We start from the raw sequence: 19,770 nt of genomic DNA, 5'->3' as shown, positions 1-19,770 counted from the left end.
TAGCAACCGACCGATTGCTATTTGAGGAGGCCGTCGTGGGATTCCCCGACCGCATCGAACGCACCGTCGAGATCGCCCATCCGCCCGCGAAGGTCTGGGCCGCGCTGACCACGGCCGAAGGCCTGGGCACCTGGTTCGGGAATCAGGCGACCATCGACCTGCGCCCCGGCGGCGACGCCGAGATGAAGTGGGACAACGGGCACAAGGCGAACATGCGCGTGGAGCGCATCGAAGAGCCGGAGGTCTTCGGCTTCACCTGGCAGATCTACGGCCTGCCCGACGACGATCCCCGCCGCACCTACGTCGAGTTCACCCTGAAGCCGGTCGGCGCGGGCACACGGCTCACGGTCGTCGAGAGCGGCTTCTCCCAGCTCCCGGACGAAACCCACCGCGTCGCGTTCGAAGGGAACACGAAGGGGTGGGCGGCCGAGTTGGGCGAACTGATCGAATACCTCGATGCCGCCTGACATCGAAGCGATCGCCGAACAGGTCTTCGTCGCCTTGGCCGACCCGAGCCGACGGAGCATCCTCGCCACCCTCGCCTCGGGCGGCCCGGCCACGGCGACCGACCTGGCCGAGCGGCTGCCCATCACCCGGCAAGCCATCGCCAAGCATCTCGCGCTGCTCACCGACGCCGGTTTGGTGACCCCGGAGCAGGGGGAGCGGCGACGCGTGCGCTACCGGCTGCGCTCGGCCCCGATGCAGGTCGCCCAGCAGTTCCTGGCGGCGCTGGCCCGTGATTGGGACGGCCCGCTCTCGGCTTTGAAAGACCATCTGGAGGGACCATCATGAGCTTCACCACGAGTTTCACCGTCGACCAGACGCCACAGCAGGTCTTCGACGCTTTCACCGACGTGCACGGCTGGTGGTCGGAGGAGATCGACGGCGGCACGGTGCGTGTCGGTGACGAGTTCGACTACCACTACCAAGAGGTCCACCGCTGCCGGATGCGGATCACGGAGTCCGTGCCCGGCCGCGAGGTCTCGTGGCTGGTCCTCGAAAACCACTTCGACTTCACGCGGGACGACACCGAATGGGTCGGCACCACGATCACGTTCGAGATCGCCGAGAAGGACGGCAAGACCGAAGCTCGCTTCACGCATCACGGCCTGGTGCCGGAGTACGAATGCTACGACGTCTGCCACAAGGCGTGGACGTTCTACGTCGGCACCAGCCTGCGCGCGCTGATCACCACCGGCGAGGGACAGCCGAACCGGCAAAGCGTCCTGCCCGCGGAGCTGGCGCGATGAATGTCGTCTCTTCCGGGGAATGGGAAGAAGCACGCCTTCGCCTGCTGGTGAAGGAAAAGGAGCTGACCCGCGCCCGCGACGCGCTCGCCGCCGAGCGAAGGCGGATGCCATGGGTCGCGGTCGAAAAGCCGTACGAGTTCGAGGGGCCGTCCGGGAAGGCGAGCCTGCTCGACCTGTTCGAGGGACGGCGGCAGCTGATCGTCTACCGGGCGTTCTTCGACCCCGGCGTGGATGGTTTCCCCGAGCACGCCTGCAAAGGCTGCTCGCTGGTGGCCGATCAGGTCGCGCACGTCGCCCACCTGAACGCCCGCGACACGACACTGGTCTTCGCGTCACGCGGATCGCAGGCGGACCTCGCGCGGATGAAGGCGCGGATGGGCTGGACGATGCCGTGGTACACGATCACCGGTGCTTTCGACGTCGATTTCGGCGTCGACGAATGGCACGGCACCAACGCGTTCATCCGCGAAGGTGATCAGGTGTTCCGGACCTACTTCGTCAACAACCGCGGGGACGAGGCGCTGGGGAGCACCTGGAGCTACCTCGACCTCACCGCGCTGGGACGGCAGGAGGAGTGGGAGGACTCGCCGGAGGGCTACCCGCAGACCCCGCCGTACGAGTGGTGGAACTGGCACGACGCCTATGAGGGTGCCGCGCCTCCGGGTGGCTGTTGCTGACGGGCCGGATCACCGAGGACCGCGGTGATGTCGCGAAGTCGCCAGTCACCGGTCGTCCGGTCCCGCTAGCGTCCGAGCATGACAGAAAGCAGTCTTCAGATCGTCCAGAACGCGTGGAAGGCCTTCAGTACCTACGATCCCGAGCGCATCGCCGCGGTGTTCACCGAGGACGCGGAGTGGCTGGCACCCGAGGGCAACGCCACCGCGGTCGCGTTGGGTGGGTCGGCTCACCTGGTCGGCAGGGAGGTGATCGTCCGGTTCCTCGCCGAGGATTTCCGGAAAGTGTTCGTCTCGGACGTCGCCGTGGAGTTCCGGGGTTTCCACGCGGACGGTGACACGGTGGTCGTCGAGGAGACCATGACCGCGGAACTGGCGGACGGAAGCAGGTACAGCAACGATTACTGCTTCGTGTTCGTCCTGCGCCAAGGCGCGATCCACCGCGTCCGCGAATACATGGACACCGCGAAGGGACATCGGCAACTGGTCCCTATAGGACGAATTCCGTCCTATAGGGACCAGTCATGACGCTTCAGTGGACGTGCACCGCTTCCCACTCCGGAAACGGATCCACCCCGGCCAAGGCGTCCACAATGGACAAACAGCCCTCGAGTGCATCCAGCAGAGTGTCCTTCTCCAGGCCCACCCCGATGAACACGAGTTCCTGCCGCGGCGCGTCCTCGACACCCTGCGGCTCGAACCGGGCGACCGACCCGGCCTGTGACCACAGCCCGGTCACCCCGGGCCGCGACGCCAGGGAGAAGAAACCCTTCGACCGCAGGACCGTCCCGTACTCGCCGGAATCGAGCCGCTCGACGAAGTCCCACAGCCGTTCCGGGTCGAATGCCCGCCCGGCACGGAAGACCACGCTGGAGATCCCGTACTCCTCGGTCTCCGGGACGTGGTCGCCGTTGAGTTCGGCGACCCAGCCGGGAGCTTCCTGCGCCCGCTCGACGTCGTAGCGTCCGGTGCCGAGCAGCCGGTCGAGCGGAACCCGGCCGTGCGTCGAGACGACCACGTCCGCGGCCGGGTTCAGCCGTCGCAGCACCGCCGTCAGCCGTTCGAGGGATGAGGCCGGAACGAGATCCGCCTTGTTCAGCAGGAGCACGTCCGCGAATTCGATCTGGTCCATCAGCAGATCGCTGACCGTCCGCTCGTCGTCCTCGTACTGATCCAGCTCACGGTCGATCAGCGCGTCGCCCGAAGCCAGCTCCCGCTCGAAGTTCACCGCGTCGACCACGGTCACCATCGTGTCGAGGCGCGCCGAGTCCAGGAGGGTGGCGCCATCTTCACGGGCGAACGAGAACGTCGCCGCCACGGGCATCGGCTCGGAGATCCCACTCGACTCGATGAGCAGGTAGTCGAACCGGCCGTCCGCGCAGAGCCGCGAGACCTCTTCCAGCAGGTCGTCGCGCAGGGTGCAGCAAATGCAGCCGTTGGTCATCTCGACGAGCCGTTCCTCGGTGCGGGACAGGCTGTTCCCGTCCCGCACCAGCGCGGCGTCGATGTTGACCTCGCTCATGTCGTTGACGATCACCGCCACCCGAAGTCCGTCGCGATTGGCGAGGACATGGTTGAGCACGGTCGTCTTGCCCGCGCCGAGGAACCCGGACAGCACCGTGACCGGCGTCGTCATTCCCCACCCTGATGGCCGTGTTCCTTGAAGAAGTGCTTCATCAGCTTGCGCGGCACCAGTTTCGTCTCGCCGTTCACCTTGATCGGCACCAGATCCGGCACGGCGGCCTTCCACTGCGAGCGCCGGGACCGGGTGTTGCTGCGCGACATCTTCCGCTTCGGGACGGCCATTACTTCGACCCTCCACGGCGACCGTAGCGGCGGTGGAACTTCTCGACCTGTCCCGCGCTGTCCATGATCCGCTGGTTGCCGGTCCAGAACGGGTGCGACCACGAGCTGATCTCGACGTTCACCACCGGGTAGGTGTTGCCGTCGGTCCATTCGATGGTCTGCTCGGAGGTGGCGGTGGACCGCGTGAGGAAGGCGTCCCCGGTGGAGAGGTCCTTGAACACCACCGGGTGGTAGTCGGGGTGGATACCTGGTTTCACTGCGTTTCGTCCTTTCGGTTCGACACGTTCACGTCGTGCTTCTCGGGGTCGATTTCCGTGTCTTCACACGGTTCTTCGTGCCACTCGCCGAACGGGTCCGGGTAGCGGAGCCAGTCCTGCTCGCCGGCGGCGAGTTCCTCGTCGGTCAGCAGCGCCCCGCGCAGGGCCGCCTCGACCTCGTCGGGCGTGGCCTGATCGGTGACGACGACGAGTTCCTGCGCGCGATCGCCGAACATCGGGTCCCAGCGCAGGGAGGCGAGCGTCCGGCGTTCGGGGGAGACGTCGGCCCAGTCCGGCCCGTCCGGGGCGGCGAGCCACGGTCCGGCGTGCCCGACGCCGAGGCCGCCACCCGCGGACTCGATCCACAGCGCCATGTCCGGCTGGCTCGCCACCCAGAGCCGTCCCCGGCTCCGGACGACGCCGTCGAGCAGGACGTCGATCGCGTCGTGGAGGCGGTCCGGATGGAACGGGCGCTGCGCGGTGAAGGTGAGCAGCCCGATCCCGCAGTCGGTGTGCAACGGCGGTTCGCCGTACAGCAGCGGTCCGTGCATGTCGGTGACCTCGCCGCGCCGCGCGCCGGCGGGGACGGCGTCGAGCACGGTCTTCCCGTCCACCGCGGGCAATTCGATCCGGGGGACCGACGGCGCGACCCGGTCGAGCACGGCCGACACCTTCGCCGCGGACCAGGCGTCGGTCGCCGCTCCGGCGAGCACGAGCAGGTCGGCGAACTCGGCTTGGGCCAGCGCGACCTGGGCGACGGTGCGCTCGTCCTCGGGGCTGGCCCGCAGGTTCCGTTCGGCCAGGGTGTCGTCGCCGGTGCAGTCGGCCAGCCAGCCGGCGCGGTCGACGACGGTGAGCACGGCCTTCAGATCGACGTCGTCGATCACCGGCCGGTCGCCGACGAGGACGTTCCGCAGCGCCCAGCTGACCGGTTCGGGCTCCATGGCCTCGTCGAGCCGGACCACTATGCGCCGCACCTGCGGCATCCGCGAAAGCTTGCGCAGCAGCGGCAGGAGATCTTCGCGGAGCGTGCACGACACGCAGCCGTGCGCCAGTTCGAGGATCGTCAGCTGGTCGCGATCGCCCAGCAGGATCCGCCGGTTGACCACTCCGGAATGAATCTGCCTCAGGTCGTGGTGCACGACGGCGGTGCCGGGCTCGGCCAGGCGCAGCCGCTCGGCGAGGTCGGCGTTAGGTCCCGGCGCGAGGCCACTGATCAGGACGAGGGGCACGCGGGGGTTGTCGGTCACTGAAGCTCCGGGGCGTCGAGGGCGAGCTGGTTCGGCTGTGTAGAGTAAATGAAAACGACAACCGATATCAACTTGGGAGGGTGTATGTCCGCCGTGTGCCAGGTCACCGGCCGCAAACCCGGCTACGGGAAGCAGGTGTCGCACTCGCATCGCCGCACGTCCCGGCGCTGGGAGCCGAACTTGCAGGCCAAGCGGTACTTCGTGCCGAGCGAAGGGCGCTGGGTCCGGCTGCGTGTCTCGGTGAAGGGCATGAAGACCATCGACAAGCGCGGGATCGAAGCCGTGGTGGCCGAACTCCGCGCGAAAGGGGTGAAGCTCTGATGGCCAAGAGCACCGACATCCGGCCGATCATCAAGCTCCGCTCGACCGCGGGCACCGGCTACACCTACGTCACGAAGAAGAACCGCCGGAACGACCCGGACCGCATGGTGCTGCGCAAATACGACCCGGTCGCGCGCAAGCACGTCGAGTTCAAGGAGGAGCGCTGATGGCCAAGAAGTCCAAGATCGCCAAGAACGAACAGCGCAAGGTGATCGCCGCCCGCTACGTCGAGCGGCGGCGTGCACTGAAGGCCACCATCGCTTCGCCGTCCGCTTCATCGGCGGAGAAGGCGGCCGCGGTGTCGGCGCTGCAGGCGATGCCGCGCGACGCCAGCGCGACCCGGATCCGCAATCGCGACACCGCCGACGGCCGCCCGCGCGGCTACCTGCGGAAGTTCGGGCTCTCCCGGGTCCGGATGCGGCAGCTGGCGCACAGCGGCGAACTGCCCGGCGTCACGAAGTCGAGCTGGTGAGGACGATGGCACGACCGACGCGGGACCGCCCCCTCAAGCGCAAGACGAACCCGCTGCACGCCAACAAGATCACCGAGGTCGACTGGAAGGACGTCGACCTGCTGCGGAAGTTCCTCTCCGACCGGGGCAAGATCCGCGCCCGCCGGGTCACCGGATTGACGCCCCAGCAGCAGAAACAGGTCGCCACGGCGATCAAGAACGCCCGGGAGATGGCGATGCTCCCCTATCCCAACGCGGGCCGCTGAGGCCCGGCGTCCGGGCGGTGTCCACGCACCGCCCGGACCGCGGTTTCTGTGGGAGAATCGGCGCCATGACGGAGAACCCCGGGCAGCCCGAGGAATTCGATCCCGAACTGCTGGCGCTGTGGGCGAAGGTGTTCGGCTTCGCCCGGTCGGGGGCGACGGCGGAACTCACCGCGTACGTCGACGCGGGAGTCTCGGCGAATCTGACCAACGACCGGGGTGACACGCTGGTCATGCTCGCCGCCTACCACGGTCACGCGGAGACCGTCGCGGCGCTGATCGAGCGCGGCGCCGATCCGAACCGGGAGAACGACCGCGGCCAGAGCCCGCTCGCCGGCGCGGTCTTCAAGAACGAGCCCGAGGTCGTGAAGGCCCTCCTCAAGGGCGGCGCCGACGCGACGGCGGGGGAGCCGTCCGCCATCGACGCGGCCAGGATGTTCGGGAACACCGAGCTGCTCGCGCTGCTCCAGGGCTGAGGCGGTGCTCACTCGGATCGCGATGCGGGCCACTGAATCCTTACACTGCCCCGCATGGATGACCCGCATTACCTCTCCGGCCTCGACCTGGCCGGCCGTCGTGTCGTGATGATCGGTGGCGGGACGGTCGCCCAGCGCCGCCTGCCGCGGTTGATCGGCGCGGGCGCGCGGGTCGAACTGGTTTCGCCGCATACGACGCCGTCGGTGAGCGCCATGGCCGACGCGGGGGAGATCGTCTGGCACGAGCGCCGCTACACCGAGGGCGACCTCACCGACGCGTGGTACGCGCTGGCGTGCACGAACGATCCCGAGGTCAACGCCGCGGTCTGCGCCGAGGCCGAACGCGCGCGCGTGTTCTGCGTCCGCGCCGACGACGGAGACCTCGGCAGCGCGGTCACCCCGGCCTCGGGCAGGCACGGCGGACTGCTGGTCGGCGTCCTCTCCGGCGGCGAGCCGCTGCGGTCGGCCACCGTCCGGGACAGCATCCTCGACGGCCTCCGGGACGGCACCGTCGCCGACGGCCGCGTGCCGGACGTCCACGGCGACCTGCCCGGCGTGGCGCTGGTGGGCGGTGGCCCCGGCGACCCGGAACTGATCACCGTCCGCGGCCGTCGTCTCCTCGCCAGGGCCGACGTCGTCGTCGCGGACCGGCTCGCCCCGCGTGAACTGCTCGACGAACTCTCGCCCGACGTCGAGATCGTCGACGCCGCGAAGATCCCGTACGGCCGCGCCGCCAGCCAGGACGTGATCAACTCCACGCTGATCGACCGGGCCAAGGCGGGCAAGTTCGTCGTGCGGCTCAAGGGCGGCGACCCGTACCTGTTCGGCCGCGGCTTCGAAGAAGTCCTCGCCTGCGCCGAAGCGGGCGTCCCGGTGACGATGGTCCCCGGCATCACGAGCGCGTTCTCCGTGCCCGCCGCCGCGGACGTCCCGGTGACCCACCGCGGGGTCGCCCACGAGGTCGTCGTGGTGTCCGGGCACGTCTCGCCGGACGACAAGAAGTCGCTGGTCGACTGGGATCTGCTGGCGAAGATGCGCGGCACGATCGTGCTGATGATGGGGGTGGAACGCCTGCCGCTGTTCACGAAGGCGCTCCTGGAGGGACGGCCCGGTGACACGCCGGTCGCGATCGTCGAGGACGGCACGATGCGCACCCAGCGGGTCCTGCGCTCCACATTGGACAGTGTGGTCGAGGACGCGGCCGCGGCCGGGGTGCGGCCGCCCGCGGTGATCGTCTTCGGCCCGGTGGCCGGGCTGGCTCAGCCTTCCTGGGCCCAGTCCGACATGTAGAACCAGTCCGCCCCGTCGTCACCCGGGGTGTCGAAGTCGTGCGCCCGGAGCAGACCCGCCCGTAGAGCCACTCGCTGCGAAGCGACGTTCTCCGGCCGGACGCGGGCGATCACCAGGTCGTCCGGCCGGTGGGTGCGCGCCCAGCCCACCGCCGCCGTGGCGGCCTCACTGGCGTATCCGGCGCCCCAGGCCGACGGGAAGAGCCGGTAGAAGAGGTTCAAGACCGGATCGCGCTGGGAGCCGACGACCTTCACCCCGCAGAATCCCAGCGGCTCCGGTGCGTCCTGCCGCCGGACCGTCCAGTACCCGAAGCCGTACTGGTCCCACTGACGCGACCAGCGGAGCAGGAGCAGTTCCGCGTCCTCGCGGGTCTCCACCAGGTCCGAGGGGTTGTGCGCGCAGGCCTCCCGATCGGTGTGAAGGGCATAGATCGCTTCGAGGTCTTCGGACGCGGGACGGCACAGGAGCAGCCGTTCGGTCCGCAGTTCCTCCGCGCCGGTGTCCCGGGCAGGCACCGGGTCAACGGTCATGGCAGCGCGCCGAGAAATCGGCGATGGTCTCGGTCAGGCGGGTCGGGTCCAACCGCAGTTCGACCGGGCTCCTGGCTTGGACGAACTCGGCGGCAGGCATGTCCGCGGCCAGCGTGTCGGCGTCGCCGAAGGGGTGGATCGGGTCGCGTTCGTGCCCGATGACCAGCGCCGGGGTCTCGATGGTCCGCCGGATCGACTTGGGCGGCGCGATCCGGCCGAAGAGCACGCCGTGCAGGAGCGCGGCCATCGACGCGGGCTGCTGGGACAGCGTGTCGGTGACCACGTCGACCCACTGGTTGCCGTGCGGGACGAGTTTCGCCGCCAACGCCACGCCCTGCACGGTCACCGGCAGGAACCGGGCCGCCATGAGCAAGGGGGTGAAGGTGATCAGCCCGGCGACGATGGCGTTGTCCAGCACGGGCATCTCGACGATCAGGCCGAGCGCGCGTTCAGGCGCGGCGACGCCGACTTCGAGCGCGACGTTGGCCCCCAGCGACGTCCCGCCGACGACCGCGGAGTCGATCTCCAGATGGTCGAGCAGCGCGATGGTCTGCTCCGCGAACGCGGGCATCGAGTACAGCCACGAGTCGGTCGGCCGGTCCGAGTCGCCGTGACCGAGCAGGTCGAGGGTCACGGTCCGGAAACCGGCGCGCGCCAGCCTGCGGGCGAGCGGGGCGTGCATCCGCCTGGTCAGCATGATGCCGTGAGTGAGCACGACCACCCGGTCGCCGGAGCCGAACTCGGTGTAGGCGAGCCGGTGGCCTTCATGGGTGAAGGATCCCGACAGCTCGATGGGCCGGGAAGAGCGTTCCCGCTCCCGTCCGGGGATCAATGCGGGCAGGTCGGCGACCGCGGTGGCGCTGCTGGCCGGGCTCATCTCCCACCGTCCTTCGTCGATCATCGTGTACTCGCCGGTAGCACTCGGTGGTACCAGGAAAGCATCTCAGGCCCCCTCAGGCACAGTGGCCGTTGGCAGCCTGTCAATGTCATGAGTCAAGATGACCCTATGACCGCTACAGCTGACAGTCTTCCCGATCTCGTTTCGCTCAAGGTGGAGATCGACGGGCACGTCGCCGAAGTGACCTTGCTCGGCCCGTCCAAGGGCAACGCGATGGGCCCCGATTTCTGGCGCGAGCTGCCGATCGTTTTCCGCGCGCTCGACGCGGACACCCGGGTCAGGGCGGTCGTGCTGACCGGCAGCGGCAAGCACTTCTCCTACGGGCTCGACCTGCCGGCGATGATGCCCAGCTGGGGCGAAATGCTCGGTGGCGACGCGCTCGCCGGACCGCGGTCGAAGTTCCTCGACGAGGTCAAGAGCCTGCAGGCGAGCGTGTCCTCGATCGCCGAATGCCGCAAACCGGTCATCGCGGCCGTTTCCGGCTGGTGCATCGGCGGCGGCGTCGACGTCATCGCGGCCGCCGACGTCCGGCTGGCGAGCGCGGACGCGAAGTTCAGCGTTCGCGAAGTCAAGGTCGCGATCGTCGCCGACCTCGGCAGCCTGCAGCGGCTCGCGCCGATCATCGGTGAGGGGCACCTGCGTGAACTGGCCTTGACCGGCAAGGACGTCGACGCCGCCCGCGCGGAGAAGATCGGCTTGGTCAACGACGTCTACGCGGACCAGGAGACGCTGCTGGCCGAGGCGCGCGAGATGGCGCGGGAGATCGCCGCCAACCCGCCGCTGGTCGTGCAGGGCACCAAGAACGTCCTTTCGGCCAACACCGAACGCCAGGTCGCCGACGGCCTGCGCTACGTCTCGGCCTGGAACGCGGCGTTCCTCCCCAGCAAGGACCTCGGCGAGGCCGTGCAGGCCTTCCTCGAGCGGCGCGCGCCCGAGTTCAAGGGAGAGTAGAAAGATTCCGCGGCCACCCGGCGGACCAGGAGGACGAATGTGAACGCTTCGGAGGCACACCGCACGTTCCGCGCGGCGCGGGACTACCTGCAGACCCATCGCGAGGACTACGAAACCGCGTATCGCGAGTTCACCTGGCCCCGGCCCGCCGAGTTCAACTGGGCGCTGGACTGGTTCGACGTCATCGCGGCCGATCCGGCCAATCAGGACCGGTACGCGCTGTGGATCGTCGAAGAGGACGGCGCCGAGAACCGCTGGACCTATCCGGAGATGGCCCGCCGGTCGAACCAGGTCGCGAACTGGCTGCGCTCACTCGGCGTCCGCCGGGGCGACCGGCTCATCCTGATGCTCGGCAACCAGGGTGAGCTGTGGCAGACGATCCTCGCCGCGATCAAGCTGGGCGCGATCATCATCCCGGCCTCGACCCTGCTCGGCCCGGCGGATCTCACCGACCGGGTCGAGCGGGGCGGGGCGAAACACGTGGTGATCCGCTCGGTCGACGCGGACAAGTTCGAGAACGTCGACGGCGACTACACCCGGATCGCCGTCGGCCGGCAGGTCGAGGGCTGGCAGTCCTTCGTGGACGCCTACGAACAGCCGGACGAGTTCACCCCGGACGGGCCGACCGCGGCGGACGACCCGCTCCTGCTGTACTTCACCTCGGGTACGACCGCGAAGCCGAAACTGGTGCAGCACACGCAGGTCTCGTATCCCATCGGTCATCTGTCCACAATGTACTGGATCGGGCTGGAACCGGGCGACGTCCACCTCAACATCTCCTCGCCGGGATGGGCGAAACACGCGTGGAGCAACGTGTTCGCGCCGTGGAACGCCGAAGCGACGGTGTTCCTCTACAACTACGCGCGCTTCGACGCGGTGTCCCTGATGGCACAGATGCAGCGCTGCGGCATCACCAGTTTCTGCGCCCCGCCGACGGTGTGGCGGATGCTGATCCAGGCGGATCTGTCCGTGCTGAAGACCCCGCCGGGCAAGGTCGTCGGCGCGGGCGAGCCGCTCAATCCCGAGGTGATCGATCAGGTCGAAAAGGCCTGGGGCGTCACGATTCGCGACGGTTTCGGCCAGACGGAGAGCAGCGTCCAGATCGCCAACACCCCCGGACAGCAGGTCGTGCCCGGTTCGATGGGCCGCCCGCTGCCCGGGTTCACCGTCGCGCTCGTCGACCCGGTCACCGGCGAGCGGGCGCGGGAGGGCGAGATCTGTCTCGACCTGGACGAACGCCCGGTCGGGCTGATGACCGGGTACGCGGACGACGACGAACGCTCGGCCGCGGCCTTCGCGAACGGCTTCTACCACACCGGCGACGTCGGATCGATCGACGAACGCGGCTACATCACCTACGTGGGCCGCACCGACGACGTTTTCAAGGCGTCGGATTACCGGATCTCGCCGTTCGAACTGGAAAGTGTCCTGCTGGAACACGAAGCCGTCGCCGAGGCTGCCGTGGTCCCGGCGCCCGACCCGATCCGGCTCGCGGTGCCGAAGGCGTACGTCGTCCTCGCCGACGGGCACGAGCCGACCGCCGAGACCGCGATGTCCATCCTGGCCTTCTGTCGTGAACATTTGGCGCCGTACAAGCGGATCCGGCGGCTGGAGTTCGCGGAACTGCCGAAGACCATCTCCGGCAAGATCCGCCGGGTCGAACTGCGGGGCCGCGAGACCGAGGCCGGCGAACGGCCGGCGGGGGAGTTCCGCGAAGAGGACTTCCCGCAGCTGAAGGCCTGATCACTTCCGGTGGGCGGGGCACGCGATCAGTCCGCTACTTGCGTGCCCCGGGCGGCCGTGTGGGTCGAACGACCCACAGTGCGGCACCTGAAGACGCGTTAGCCTCCGAGGTAGTGAATCGTTGACATCCCGTGGGGGTCACGGGACTCACCTTCCCTGCCTTGAAAGGTGTTCCTGTCATGCGCATTCGTCTTCTCCTGCCGATGCTCGCCCTCGTGGCCGGGCTCGGCACCGCGGTGGCCGCTCCGGCCGCCGCCGATCCGGCCCCGGTGACGGCGGGCGACGTCGCCGCAGCCGACGCCTGTTACACCTGGGGACGCACGCTGTCCGAGGGCGCGTCCGGCGACGACGTCCGGCAGCTGCAGATCCGCGTCGCCGGTTACCCCGGTTACGGCGGCGTGCTGGCCCTCGACGGCCAGTTCGGCGCGGGTACCAAGGCCGCCGTCACCCGGTTCCAGCAGGCTTACGGGCTGGGCGCGGACGGCATCGCCGGAGCGGCCACGTTCGCGAAGATCTACGAGTTGCAGGACAACGACTGCACGCCGGTCAACTTCACCTACGCGGAACTGAACCGGTGCAACTCGGACTGGTCGGGCGGCAACGTCCCCGCCGCGACGGCGAAGGCCAACGCGCTGGTGTCGATGTGGAAGCTGCAGGCGATGCGGCACGCCATGGGTGACCTGCCGATCGACGTCAACGGCGGTTTCCGCAGTGTCGCCTGCAACAACGCGGTCGGCGGGGCGACGAACAGCCGTCACCTCTACGGGGACGCTGTCGACCTCGGCGCGGGTTCGCAGGGCTTCTGCGGGCTGGCGAAGCAGGCCCGCAACCACGGGTTCAGTGAGATCCTCGGGCCGGGCTACCCCGGTCACAACGATCACACGCATGTGGCGCACCGGTCGAGCCGGTTCTGGTCGGCGTCCTCCTGCGGGATCTGACCCGTCACTCCCAACGCCAGAGCGAAGGCGGCCGTCCTCCTTTCGGGAGGGCGGCCGCGTGCTCGGTGGTCCGGCGCAACCCGGGTACCCGCTCCATGATCCGGCCCAGGTTGGCCGGATAGGGGCGGTCCCCGGTCAGCGCTTCGGTCGCGTCGAGTGCCTGCGCCGTGGTGAAGGCCGGGCCCAGCAGCCCGGCGGTGAAAGCGACGTCCCGCCACAGCCGGTCGGCCAGCAGCGGGCGGCAGTCCGCCACGATCCGGTCATGGTCGAACGCCAGGGGCGGCACCGCGTCCAGCGGCGTCCACACCACGTCCCCGGGCACGTCGAGCGCGGGATCGGTGGTGGCCCACAGTGCGATGGAGAGGGTCGGGCCGCGCGGGTCCCGATTCGGCTCGTCGAAGGTGACGAGCTGGCCCGTCGCCGAGAGCGCGTCCGGCGGCAGCCCGAGTTTGGTGACCGCCGCCCGGCCCGCTGCGTCCCGCAGCCGTTCCCCGAGCCCGAGAAGCACCCCGGGCAGGGCGAGTTCCCCTTCGAACGGCTCGGCGGCACGCGGTGCGATTCCCAGCAGGACGGTTCGCGCGCCGGGGTCGAACCGCATCACCAGCACGTCGACGGACACCGGAGTCGACTCGATCACGCGTAGATTGTCGACCTTGCCTCCACGACCCGGTAACCGGCCCTGTCCGGGCCGTACCCGGTGACCGCCACCGGAAGCCGGGCACCGAACCACGTCAGCGGATCCGGCAGGTCGACCGCGGGGCAGCCATCCCCGGGCACGACCTTCAGCCCGGTCGCGTCGAGGTGGGTCACCGCGAACGCGTCCACCCCTTCGCAGGCCGCGATCGCGTAGTCCAGCAGCGCCGCGTCGAGATGCCCCGCCCGCCACGCGCCCTGGTACTCCCCGGTGCCGTTGTGCGCCTCGGGGAACCGGGCGAGCACGGAAGCGGATTCGGTGGGAAGCGGCCCCGCGCCATGCCGGGTGAGATAAGTCCGCGTCACGCCCAGCACGGTGTGCGGACGCCCGCCCAGCAGCGTGCGGGCGTTGTGCGGGGTGGTGGTGGACCACGTCGTATGCGGATGGAATCCGTGGTGCTGATCGAGGAGAACCCCCTGCGCTCCCTCGAAGACCACGCGGCCGCTGTCGGCGAGCCGCCCCGTTTCGTCCCCGTCGGTGATCCGCATTGCGTCCGCGAAGTCGCGGTACAGAGCCACCAACTCGTCCACGCCGTGCGGTGGGGTGGCCAACGGCGCGTAGAACCGCGCGAGCGCGTCCAGCTTGCGCCGCAGCACCGCCGGCCGCGCGCAGTCGGCGACCGTTGGCGCTTCGCCCGGCGTCCCGATCACCTCCTGCTCCTCCACCCGATCACCCCGGGCCGCCCCGGACAGCAGCGAGTACCAGACGGTCTCGCCGATGCCCTTTCCGCACGAGCCATGCCGTTTCGCGCCGCGGGCGTCCTCCCGCGCCCGGTTGGCGTAAACGTGGAACGGGGTGGTCAGCAGCGCTCGTCCGTCGACGCTCAGCATCGACAGCGGATCCGCGACGCCGACGGTTTCGAGCTGCCGGGCTTCGGCGGCCAGCGCGAACGGTTCGACCAGGACGAAGCGCGACAGATGGGTGGGCACGCCCGCGAACGTGCCCGCCCCGAACTGGCTGAACGTGTGGTGCCGTCCGTTCTCGACGACGTTGTGCGCGGCTTGCGCGCCGCCGTTGAACCGGACGACGGCGATGGTGGGCCGGTCGGCGCAGAGCGCGTCGACCACGGCTCCCTTGCCTTCGTCGCCGAAACCCAGCCCGACCACCACCGCGTGCCCGTCCAGGAGGCTCATCGCAGCACCACGTGGTCCGGACCGCCGGGCTCGGGTACCGCCGAGGTGACGACCGTCCGGTTGCCGAGCTTCGCCAGCGCCTTTCCGACCGCCGCGCTTTCGGCGGCCGAACCGATGTCCGCGAGATCGGCGAGCGCCCGGTCGACGTCGACGACCTGTTCCTCCACCCCGATCGTGGCCGCGATCAGCTCGCACACCGCGCCGGGGTCGTCGAGTTTGAGGAAGTTCTGGCCGAGCAGGCCGCTCCAGTGCTCGCCGATCTGCGGGTCGTTGTAGTACGAGGACTGGTTCGGCAGCACGAAGTAGACGTGCCACTTGCGGGCGAGCTCCCGGTACACCGACGCGGGATCGATGTCCTCCCGCACGTCGTCGCCGATCACCCGGCGGAGGTGGCGCGCCTCCAGCGCGGGCTTGTTCAGTTCGTCGCCGATGAGGAACAGGTAGCCCTTGCGGCCGCGTTTCTGCCACGCGTCGGTGACCACGTGCCGTGCCATGAAATAGGCGGCCAGTTCGTAGGATTCGCTCTTCTGCCCGCCGCCACCGCCTTCGAGGAAGATCGTGCGCAGCTGCTCGTCCATCCGGTTGTCCGATTCGAACTGCCCGACCTGCAACGGCACCCGGTCGCTGTCCGCGTCGCCGATCGCGCCGAACAGGACCTGCGGATCGGCCAGATAGCCGCGGCGCTTCAGCAAGCCGTGCAGTTTGCCGAGCTTGCCCTGCATGACCCGCGGTACCCGGCGCATCGAGCCGGTGACGTCGAACAGCACCGCGATCGGCGTCGAATCGGCGTGGTCGGCCGAATCCCGGCATTCCCGGACGGCGTTCAGCGGATCGAGCGCGGGCGCGACCTTCCACTCTTTCGCGGGTTTGGAGCGGAGATCGGCGGTGTAGCCGAAATCGTCCTCGCCCTTGGCCGCGCGGAAGGTTTTCGCGGCGGCGTAGGCGTTGTCGTCCCAGTGTCCGTGTCCCATGGTCAGGCTCCTGTCTCGGGAATGGTGAAGGGTCGGAAGGTGCGGGGGCCGTAGAGCTCACCGATCAGGTCGTCGTATTCGTCGAGCAGATCGACGGCGTCAGGCCGTTGTCCCGGCGTTTCTTGGGTGCACCACGTGGCGAACTCGCGTTGGCGGGTTTCTCCGGGTGCCAGCAGGGAAAGCATCAGCTGGTGAAGCATGTGGACGTCGGTGGCCGGAGTCATCGGCAGTCCTTTGTGGACTTCGGGCGGATACTCGGCGGAGTTGTCCACCGCCAGCGGGAGCGCACCGTCTTCGACGGCGAAGGACCAGCCGATCAGGACGATGCCGTGCCGTTCGGGATGGACCAGCACGTTGTCCCCGGTCAGATGGCCATGGACGACGCCCGCGCGGTGCGCTCCCGCCATCGCCCGCAGCAGACGCCGGTGCATCCAGGCGTAATCGCGGCCGTCGAGGCCGTCCGGGAAGGCCTTCCCGATGTCGGCGAGGGTGACGAACCCGTCGACGAGTGGCTCGAGGACGCTGAACGCCCGCTCGCCCCGGGCCACCGGCCCGGAGGTGTCGAGCAGCCGCGGGTAGTAGGGGCGCAGCCATCGGTGACGCTCGGTGAAGGCGTCGAGTGTGCGCAACGCCGCCCATTCGGCGTGGATCAGCGGGTTCAGTGCCGGGTTTCGGACGAGTTTGACCAGATGAGGTCCGGTGGTGCGGTAGGTCGTCGCGACACTGCCGATCGCGTGCGTGCGGGTGAGGGGATAGGCCGACGTCACCGTGGTGACCGTCTGGACGCGGCCGCGTTTCCAATCGTCGTAAAGGTGATTGAGGGCCGCGGCCGCCTTGTGGGCGCGTGAGTCGCCGGGATTCCGGTCAGGGTGAAGCGCGGCCGCCAGCGCGCGGTAGTGCCGGTGAGCGAGCCGGGGGTCGGTGTCGAACAGTGCCGCCGCTTCGGCCGCGTTCTCGATCGCCATCACGGCTTCGTCCCTGGTGAACATAGTTTGAGTCTAGACGACTCTTACTCGATGTGACAAGGGGGTGGGGAAGAAGATCTTGTCGGCATAAGACCTGTGGCCGTGGTCCTCACGCTCCGGGGCGAGGCGACCAGGCTGGATGGCACCTCACGGAAGCTGTCCGCCGACGCGCACGACGAGCCGCGGCGGGCCGAAGGCTTCGCGGGCGCCTTCGGCGGCAGGGCAGGGCTCGTCTGTTTCGTGGTCCCGCCGGGCTATCGGCCTGGGTGCCTGCACGTCGGCGAACGCGACCGTGAAGCGTGCTCGACGCTGTGACCGGGTTCGCCTGCCAGGCGAGATCTCCGCTGACCTGGAGCGTTTTCGGCCGGTCGATCTCGCGGGTGACCACAGTGGACTGAAAGCCCATTCCGTGAAGGCCTCCTTCCCTACTGTCAGGGTAGGGAAGGAGGCCTCCACGGACTTTCCTGCCCTGATGTCCCGGCGAAGTCGTCGTAGGGCAGGCCTGATTCCGGGGTCGTGAGTGGCGATTCGGGTTCTCTTGAGTGCTAGGGCGAACGTGTCTGGCTGGTGTGACTGGACCGGTCACGGGGGACTGTGTGGATTTCTGGTCATCCAACGTCCCGAAATCCACACAGTCGATGCCCTTGGCCGCCGCCGAGACACGCCACGTTTGCCTTACCGCTCAATAACCTGAATCGCGCGTTAGAGTGCGGGGAAGTGTCCTTTGAGGACACAAGATCACTTCGTCACGAAAAGTGTCCCTTGAGGACAGTCGGAAGCCCGCTCAGGAGCGGGTCGCGTCGATCTGCCGCTCGTCCTCGGTCGAGCAACTCGTCACCGGGTCGTTCGGCCCGCTCCCGCATGTCCACGCGCCGATGACCACCGGTCCGGGGCCCTGCGCCGAGTTGGCTTCGGCGGGCGTCAACTTGGCGAAGTAGTCCTTGAGTACCTGAGTCGCTTCGGCGCAATCGGTCTTCCCGCGGGCGACGACCTTGTTCTTCGCGCCCTGGAAACCGGCGATTTCACCGCACGGCGTTCCGGCGAGCGCCTGCCCGGCGGCGGGGGCGGGGGAGGACGACGCCGGCGCGGCCGACGGGGCCGGATCGGCCCCGCAGCCGCTCAGCAGGAGGACGGCGACCGCTGCGGGGAGTACGGGGAGGCTCTTCATGGGCCCTTCTTCTCGGGGGTGGTTCATTCGACGGGGACGACGGCGGCGAACACGTTCTGCTCGCCTTTGCTGCAACTGGTGCCACCTTGCGCGGCGGGGGCGCCGGAAACGCACAGCCAGCCGTCGACGGTCTCGCTGACCGGCTCGTCCGAGCCCGCGGACTGGCGTCCGGCGATCCTCTTGTGGAACGAGCCGACGATCCCGGTCGCGTCCGCGCACGAGACCCCGGGCCCGTTGAGCACCTGCAGGGTCAGCCCGCTCGCCGCGGTCACCGTGCCACACGAACCCTGTACCGGTTCAGCTGGTTTCGGCTTGTTGGCGGGATTCGGGGCAACCGACGAAGTCGGCGCGGTCTGCGACGGGATCGGCGGCACTGAGGCGCTGGACGTGCTGGAAGGCGGCGTGGCAGGGGGAGCCGGCGCGGAGGTGACGGGCGGTGGCGGGTCTTCGCCCGAACAGGCGGCGAGTGTTCCGGCGGCGACGCAGGCCGCGATCAGGCGCCGCCACGCTCCCGTGGTCGTCGAGACGGGCAAGGCGATCCTTTCGTCGGCCGGTCGTGGCCGGCCCATTCTGACCCGGCCGGGCCCGATGTCGTGGCATTGAGCCACGTTCGATGCGCGGCAGGTTATCGCGCCGTCGGCGCGGCGGTACGCGAGGACCGCCGGATAATTGTCCACTATGGACAATTAACATGCCGTTCACGGCGCGACAACACACCGCTGTCGTCGCGAATCGATCGGACGAATCCGGCACGGGACCGTTAACGCCCGCTCCCGTTCTGCCGAAAAGACAAGTAAGCGCTCCGGCGTGTCCCAGTCCCCGTCACCCGAAACCGTGAGAGCGATGAAGACCGACGAACAGAACGATCCCGCGTCATTCGAGGCCACCGCACCGGCGAGCGCGGAGCTGCCCCCCACGGCACCGTGCACCGTCGTCTGGTGCGGCGGCCGCCCGTACGTCCTCGAGAGTTCCACCGGGCACACCCGCTGGATCGGTACCGACCACCGGGGCAGGCCCGTGGCACTGACCAGCGCGGACCTGCAACGCCGCGGCTGGAGCCACACCCGGGCCAGCTGACGCCGGAGGACCTGCCGTCGCTGGATAGGCTGCGCTGGTGAGTACGCCCCCCGAACCGAGCGTGACCAGCGAAGAGCCCTCTTTGCTGCGGCAGGCCCTGAACGTTCCCAACATGCTTTCGATCCTCCGGCTCGCCGGGGTGCCGGTCTTCCTGTGGCTGCTCCTCGGCCCGAAGGAGGACGGCTGGGCGCTCGCGCTGCTCGTGTTCAGCGCGCTCACCGACTGGCTCGACGGCAAACTCGCCCGCTGGCTCAACCAGATGTCGCGGCTCGGCCAGCTGCTCGACCCCGCCGCCGACCGGCTCTACATCCTCGCGACGCTCGTCGCCTTCCTGATCCGCGACATCGTCCCGTGGTGGCTGGTGGTCCCGCTCGTCGTCCGCGAGGCCGTACTGGGCGTGTGCGTGCTGCTCCTGCGCCACCGCGGGTTCGCCCCGCCGGAGGTCACCTACATCGGCAAGGGCGCCACCTTCGTGCTGATGTACGCCTTCCCGTTCCTGCTGCTCACCCAGGGCGGCTCCGACATCGCCGCGGTCGCCCGCCCGATCGGGTACGCCTTCACGGCCTGGGGCGCGGTGCTGTACGTCTATTCGGGCGTGTTGTACGTCGTACAGACGGTGCGGGCCCTCCGGACGGCCTAGCTTGCGGGAGGCGCCGGGCGCGTG

30 protein-coding genes are annotated in these 19,770 nt (G+C 69.0%); 18 read left to right on the top strand and 12 right to left on the bottom strand.

Annotated elements, in window-relative coordinates; translation table 11 throughout:
* Positions 1 to 35 precede the first annotated feature (35 nt).
* The 5 genes from AVL48_RS02655 (at position 36) to AVL48_RS02635 (ending at position 2,452) form a co-directional block, all read left to right on the top strand.
* On the top strand, positions 36 to 467 hold the full coding sequence (locus tag AVL48_RS02655) for an SRPBCC domain-containing protein (RefSeq protein ID WP_061989590.1): 432 nt from the start codon (positions 36 to 38) through the stop codon (positions 465 to 467).
* Positions 457 to 792 carry an ArsR/SmtB family transcription factor gene (locus AVL48_RS02650; protein ID WP_061989588.1) on the top strand — a complete coding sequence of 112 codons (336 nt, stop codon included), beginning with the start codon at positions 457 to 459 and terminating at the stop codon, positions 790 to 792. Before AVL48_RS02655 ends, AVL48_RS02650 begins: the two co-directional genes overlap by 11 nt.
* Complete coding sequence (locus tag AVL48_RS02645; protein WP_061989586.1) at positions 789 to 1,250, top strand: SRPBCC family protein; 462 nt, start codon at positions 789 to 791, stop codon at positions 1,248 to 1,250. Before AVL48_RS02650 ends, AVL48_RS02645 begins: the two co-directional genes overlap by 4 nt.
* The gene (locus AVL48_RS02640) at positions 1,247 to 1,927 is read left to right on the top strand and encodes a DUF899 domain-containing protein (RefSeq protein WP_061989584.1); all 681 of its coding nucleotides are present in this window, start codon (positions 1,247 to 1,249) and stop codon (positions 1,925 to 1,927) included. Before AVL48_RS02645 ends, AVL48_RS02640 begins: the two co-directional genes overlap by 4 nt.
* Positions 1,928 to 2,005: 78 nt before the next feature.
* Complete coding sequence (locus AVL48_RS02635; RefSeq protein ID WP_061989582.1) at positions 2,006 to 2,452, top strand: nuclear transport factor 2 family protein; 447 nt, start codon at positions 2,006 to 2,008, stop codon at positions 2,450 to 2,452.
* A gap of 4 nt (positions 2,453 to 2,456) precedes the next feature.
* Here AVL48_RS02635 and AVL48_RS02630 read toward each other — a convergent pair whose 3' ends face one another.
* From AVL48_RS02630 to mrf, 4 genes are read right to left on the bottom strand one after another with little or no spacing between them, the layout of a single operon-like run.
* A complete protein-coding gene (locus AVL48_RS02630) occupies positions 2,457 to 3,560 on the bottom strand; it encodes a GTP-binding protein (protein ID WP_061989580.1) in 1,104 nt (367 codons plus the stop codon).
* A complete protein-coding gene (rpmF, locus tag AVL48_RS02625; RefSeq protein WP_061989578.1) occupies positions 3,557 to 3,730 on the bottom strand; it encodes a 50S ribosomal protein L32 in 174 nt (57 codons plus the stop codon). Before rpmF ends, AVL48_RS02630 begins: the two co-directional genes overlap by 4 nt.
* Entirely contained in the window at positions 3,730 to 3,987 is a 258-nt protein-coding gene (locus AVL48_RS02620) for a type B 50S ribosomal protein L31 (protein WP_005149945.1), read from the bottom strand. The genes rpmF and AVL48_RS02620 overlap by 1 nt, the downstream gene beginning before the upstream one ends.
* On the bottom strand, positions 3,984 to 5,237 hold the full coding sequence (gene mrf, locus AVL48_RS02615; protein ID WP_061989576.1) for a ribosome hibernation factor-recruiting GTPase MRF: 1,254 nt from the start codon (positions 5,235 to 5,237) through the stop codon (positions 3,984 to 3,986). The genes AVL48_RS02620 and mrf overlap by 4 nt, the downstream gene beginning before the upstream one ends.
* An 84-nt stretch (positions 5,238 to 5,321) precedes the next feature.
* Between mrf and rpmB the strand changes: the two genes are divergently transcribed.
* The 6 genes from rpmB to cobA all read left to right on the top strand — a co-directional run bounded on the left by rpmB (position 5,322) and on the right by cobA (position 8,038).
* The gene (rpmB, locus tag AVL48_RS02610) at positions 5,322 to 5,558 is read left to right on the top strand and encodes a 50S ribosomal protein L28 (protein ID WP_005149951.1); all 237 of its coding nucleotides are present in this window, start codon (positions 5,322 to 5,324) and stop codon (positions 5,556 to 5,558) included.
* On the top strand, positions 5,558 to 5,725 hold the full coding sequence (gene rpmG, locus AVL48_RS02605; protein ID WP_005149953.1) for a 50S ribosomal protein L33: 168 nt from the start codon (positions 5,558 to 5,560) through the stop codon (positions 5,723 to 5,725). The genes rpmB and rpmG overlap by 1 nt, the downstream gene beginning before the upstream one ends.
* Positions 5,725 to 6,030, top strand: coding sequence for a 30S ribosomal protein S14 (rpsN, locus tag AVL48_RS02600; RefSeq protein WP_061989574.1), 306 nt, complete (start codon positions 5,725 to 5,727; stop codon positions 6,028 to 6,030). The genes rpmG and rpsN overlap by 1 nt, the downstream gene beginning before the upstream one ends.
* Positions 6,031 to 6,035: 5 nt before the next feature.
* Positions 6,036 to 6,275: a 30S ribosomal protein S18 gene (rpsR, locus tag AVL48_RS02595; protein ID WP_061989572.1), complete on the top strand. Its 240-nt coding sequence runs from the start codon at positions 6,036 to 6,038 to the stop codon at positions 6,273 to 6,275.
* Between the two features lie 65 nt (positions 6,276 to 6,340).
* Positions 6,341 to 6,748, top strand: coding sequence for an ankyrin repeat domain-containing protein (locus AVL48_RS02590; RefSeq protein WP_061989570.1), 408 nt, complete (start codon positions 6,341 to 6,343; stop codon positions 6,746 to 6,748).
* A gap of 54 nt (positions 6,749 to 6,802) precedes the next feature.
* Entirely contained in the window at positions 6,803 to 8,038 is a 1,236-nt protein-coding gene (cobA, locus tag AVL48_RS02585) for a uroporphyrinogen-III C-methyltransferase (RefSeq protein WP_061989568.1), read from the top strand.
* On the opposite strand, the gene AVL48_RS02580 is transcribed toward cobA, so the two are convergent.
* The gene (locus tag AVL48_RS02580) at positions 8,008 to 8,553 is read right to left on the bottom strand and encodes a GNAT family N-acetyltransferase (protein WP_244162589.1); all 546 of its coding nucleotides are present in this window, start codon (positions 8,551 to 8,553) and stop codon (positions 8,008 to 8,010) included. The genes cobA and AVL48_RS02580 overlap by 31 nt on opposite strands.
* 4 nt (positions 8,554 to 8,557) lie before the next feature.
* Positions 8,558 to 9,445 carry an alpha/beta fold hydrolase gene (locus tag AVL48_RS02575; protein WP_061989634.1) on the bottom strand — a complete coding sequence of 296 codons (888 nt, stop codon included), beginning with the start codon at positions 9,443 to 9,445 and terminating at the stop codon, positions 8,558 to 8,560.
* 129 nt (positions 9,446 to 9,574) lie between these two features.
* Between AVL48_RS02575 and AVL48_RS02570 the strand changes: the two genes are divergently transcribed.
* The 3 genes from AVL48_RS02570 (at position 9,575) to AVL48_RS02560 (ending at position 13,098) form a co-directional block, all read left to right on the top strand.
* Entirely contained in the window at positions 9,575 to 10,417 is an 843-nt protein-coding gene (locus tag AVL48_RS02570) for a crotonase/enoyl-CoA hydratase family protein (protein ID WP_061989564.1), read from the top strand.
* Between the two features lie 39 nt (positions 10,418 to 10,456).
* Positions 10,457 to 12,160: an AMP-binding protein gene (locus tag AVL48_RS02565; RefSeq protein ID WP_061989563.1), complete on the top strand. Its 1,704-nt coding sequence runs from the start codon at positions 10,457 to 10,459 to the stop codon at positions 12,158 to 12,160.
* Positions 12,161 to 12,339: 179 nt separating this feature from the next.
* Positions 12,340 to 13,098: a D-Ala-D-Ala carboxypeptidase family metallohydrolase gene (locus AVL48_RS02560; protein ID WP_061989561.1), complete on the top strand. Its 759-nt coding sequence runs from the start codon at positions 12,340 to 12,342 to the stop codon at positions 13,096 to 13,098.
* 4 nt (positions 13,099 to 13,102) lie between these two features.
* On the opposite strand, the gene AVL48_RS02555 is transcribed toward AVL48_RS02560, so the two are convergent.
* Genes AVL48_RS02555 through AVL48_RS02540 form a run of 4 tightly spaced genes read right to left on the bottom strand, consistent with a single transcriptional unit; the run spans position 13,103 to position 16,885 of the window.
* Complete coding sequence (locus tag AVL48_RS02555; protein WP_061989559.1) at positions 13,103 to 13,735, bottom strand: NUDIX hydrolase; 633 nt, start codon at positions 13,733 to 13,735, stop codon at positions 13,103 to 13,105.
* Entirely contained in the window at positions 13,732 to 14,925 is a 1,194-nt protein-coding gene (locus AVL48_RS02550; RefSeq protein ID WP_061989557.1) for an adenylosuccinate synthetase, read from the bottom strand. The genes AVL48_RS02555 and AVL48_RS02550 overlap by 4 nt, the downstream gene beginning before the upstream one ends.
* Positions 14,922 to 15,896, bottom strand: a complete 975-nt coding sequence (locus AVL48_RS02545; RefSeq protein ID WP_061989555.1) for a hypothetical protein — start codon at positions 15,894 to 15,896, stop codon at positions 14,922 to 14,924. Before AVL48_RS02545 ends, AVL48_RS02550 begins: the two co-directional genes overlap by 4 nt.
* A 2-nt stretch (positions 15,897 to 15,898) precedes the next feature.
* On the bottom strand, positions 15,899 to 16,885 hold the full coding sequence (locus AVL48_RS02540) for a protein kinase family protein (protein ID WP_061989553.1): 987 nt from the start codon (positions 16,883 to 16,885) through the stop codon (positions 15,899 to 15,901).
* A 78-nt stretch (positions 16,886 to 16,963) separates the two neighbouring features.
* Between AVL48_RS02540 and AVL48_RS02535 the strand changes: the two genes are divergently transcribed.
* Positions 16,964 to 17,176, top strand: coding sequence for a hypothetical protein (locus tag AVL48_RS02535; protein WP_143104758.1), 213 nt, complete (start codon positions 16,964 to 16,966; stop codon positions 17,174 to 17,176).
* Positions 17,177 to 17,645: 469 nt separating this feature from the next.
* On the opposite strand, the gene AVL48_RS02530 is transcribed toward AVL48_RS02535, so the two are convergent.
* Together AVL48_RS02530 and AVL48_RS02525 are read right to left on the bottom strand one after the other, a co-directional pair.
* Positions 17,646 to 18,029 (bottom strand): hypothetical protein, encoded by a 384-nt coding sequence (locus AVL48_RS02530; protein ID WP_061989549.1) that lies wholly within the window; start codon positions 18,027 to 18,029, stop codon positions 17,646 to 17,648.
* Between the two features lie 23 nt (positions 18,030 to 18,052).
* On the bottom strand, positions 18,053 to 18,301 hold the full coding sequence (locus AVL48_RS02525; protein ID WP_005150008.1) for a hypothetical protein: 249 nt from the start codon (positions 18,299 to 18,301) through the stop codon (positions 18,053 to 18,055).
* Positions 18,302 to 18,341: 40 nt separating this feature from the next.
* On the opposite strand from AVL48_RS02525, the gene AVL48_RS02520 reads away from it, so the two are divergent.
* The 3 genes from AVL48_RS02520 (at position 18,342) to clsA (ending at position 19,746) form a co-directional block, all read left to right on the top strand.
* The gene (locus AVL48_RS02520) at positions 18,342 to 18,632 is read left to right on the top strand and encodes a hypothetical protein (protein WP_244162590.1); all 291 of its coding nucleotides are present in this window, start codon (positions 18,342 to 18,344) and stop codon (positions 18,630 to 18,632) included.
* A 240-nt stretch (positions 18,633 to 18,872) separates the two neighbouring features.
* Entirely contained in the window at positions 18,873 to 19,106 is a 234-nt protein-coding gene (locus tag AVL48_RS02515; RefSeq protein WP_061989547.1) for a hypothetical protein, read from the top strand.
* Positions 19,107 to 19,218: 112 nt separating this feature from the next.
* The gene (clsA, locus tag AVL48_RS02510) at positions 19,219 to 19,746 is read left to right on the top strand and encodes a cardiolipin synthase ClsA (protein WP_244162607.1); all 528 of its coding nucleotides are present in this window, start codon (positions 19,219 to 19,221) and stop codon (positions 19,744 to 19,746) included.
* Positions 19,747 to 19,770: the final 24 nt, after the last annotated feature.

Origin of the sequence: Amycolatopsis regifaucium, assembly GCF_001613935.1 — a bacterium.
Classification (GTDB): domain Bacteria; phylum Actinomycetota; class Actinomycetes; order Mycobacteriales; family Pseudonocardiaceae; genus Amycolatopsis; species Amycolatopsis regifaucium.
The sequence above is the reverse complement of the archived record's forward strand: the minus strand, read 5'-3'. Positions and strand labels throughout refer to the sequence as shown.

Coding starts and splice junctions, on each gene's coding strand:
- AVL48_RS02540 (WP_061989553.1), bottom strand. CDS start 16,885: ATGTTCACCAGGGACGAAGCCGTGATGGCGATCGAGAACGCGGCCGAA.
- AVL48_RS02545 (WP_061989555.1), bottom strand. CDS start 15,896: ATGGGACACGGACACTGGGACGACAACGCCTACGCCGCCGCGAAAACC.
- AVL48_RS02570 (WP_061989564.1), top strand. CDS start 9,575: ATGACCGCTACAGCTGACAGTCTTCCCGATCTCGTTTCGCTCAAGGTG.
- AVL48_RS02640 (WP_061989584.1), top strand. CDS start 1,247: ATGAATGTCGTCTCTTCCGGGGAATGGGAAGAAGCACGCCTTCGCCTG.
- AVL48_RS02635 (WP_061989582.1), top strand. CDS start 2,006: ATGACAGAAAGCAGTCTTCAGATCGTCCAGAACGCGTGGAAGGCCTTC.
- rpmB (WP_005149951.1), top strand. CDS start 5,322: ATGTCCGCCGTGTGCCAGGTCACCGGCCGCAAACCCGGCTACGGGAAG.
- AVL48_RS02530 (WP_061989549.1), bottom strand. CDS start 18,029: ATGAAGAGCCTCCCCGTACTCCCCGCAGCGGTCGCCGTCCTCCTGCTG.
- rpsN (WP_061989574.1), top strand. CDS start 5,725: ATGGCCAAGAAGTCCAAGATCGCCAAGAACGAACAGCGCAAGGTGATC.
- rpsR (WP_061989572.1), top strand. CDS start 6,036: ATGGCACGACCGACGCGGGACCGCCCCCTCAAGCGCAAGACGAACCCG.
- AVL48_RS02515 (WP_061989547.1), top strand. CDS start 18,873: ATGAAGACCGACGAACAGAACGATCCCGCGTCATTCGAGGCCACCGCA.
- AVL48_RS02630 (WP_061989580.1), bottom strand. CDS start 3,560: ATGACGACGCCGGTCACGGTGCTGTCCGGGTTCCTCGGCGCGGGCAAG.
- AVL48_RS02575 (WP_061989634.1), bottom strand. CDS start 9,445: ATGAGCCCGGCCAGCAGCGCCACCGCGGTCGCCGACCTGCCCGCATTG.
- AVL48_RS02645 (WP_061989586.1), top strand. CDS start 789: ATGAGCTTCACCACGAGTTTCACCGTCGACCAGACGCCACAGCAGGTC.
- rpmG (WP_005149953.1), top strand. CDS start 5,558: ATGGCCAAGAGCACCGACATCCGGCCGATCATCAAGCTCCGCTCGACC.
- AVL48_RS02550 (WP_061989557.1), bottom strand. CDS start 14,925: ATGAGCCTCCTGGACGGGCACGCGGTGGTGGTCGGGCTGGGTTTCGGC.
- AVL48_RS02560 (WP_061989561.1), top strand. CDS start 12,340: ATGCGCATTCGTCTTCTCCTGCCGATGCTCGCCCTCGTGGCCGGGCTC.
- clsA (WP_244162607.1), top strand. CDS start 19,219: ATGCTTTCGATCCTCCGGCTCGCCGGGGTGCCGGTCTTCCTGTGGCTG.
- AVL48_RS02650 (WP_061989588.1), top strand. CDS start 457: ATGCCGCCTGACATCGAAGCGATCGCCGAACAGGTCTTCGTCGCCTTG.
- AVL48_RS02590 (WP_061989570.1), top strand. CDS start 6,341: ATGACGGAGAACCCCGGGCAGCCCGAGGAATTCGATCCCGAACTGCTG.
- cobA (WP_061989568.1), top strand. CDS start 6,803: ATGGATGACCCGCATTACCTCTCCGGCCTCGACCTGGCCGGCCGTCGT.
- rpmF (WP_061989578.1), bottom strand. CDS start 3,730: ATGGCCGTCCCGAAGCGGAAGATGTCGCGCAGCAACACCCGGTCCCGG.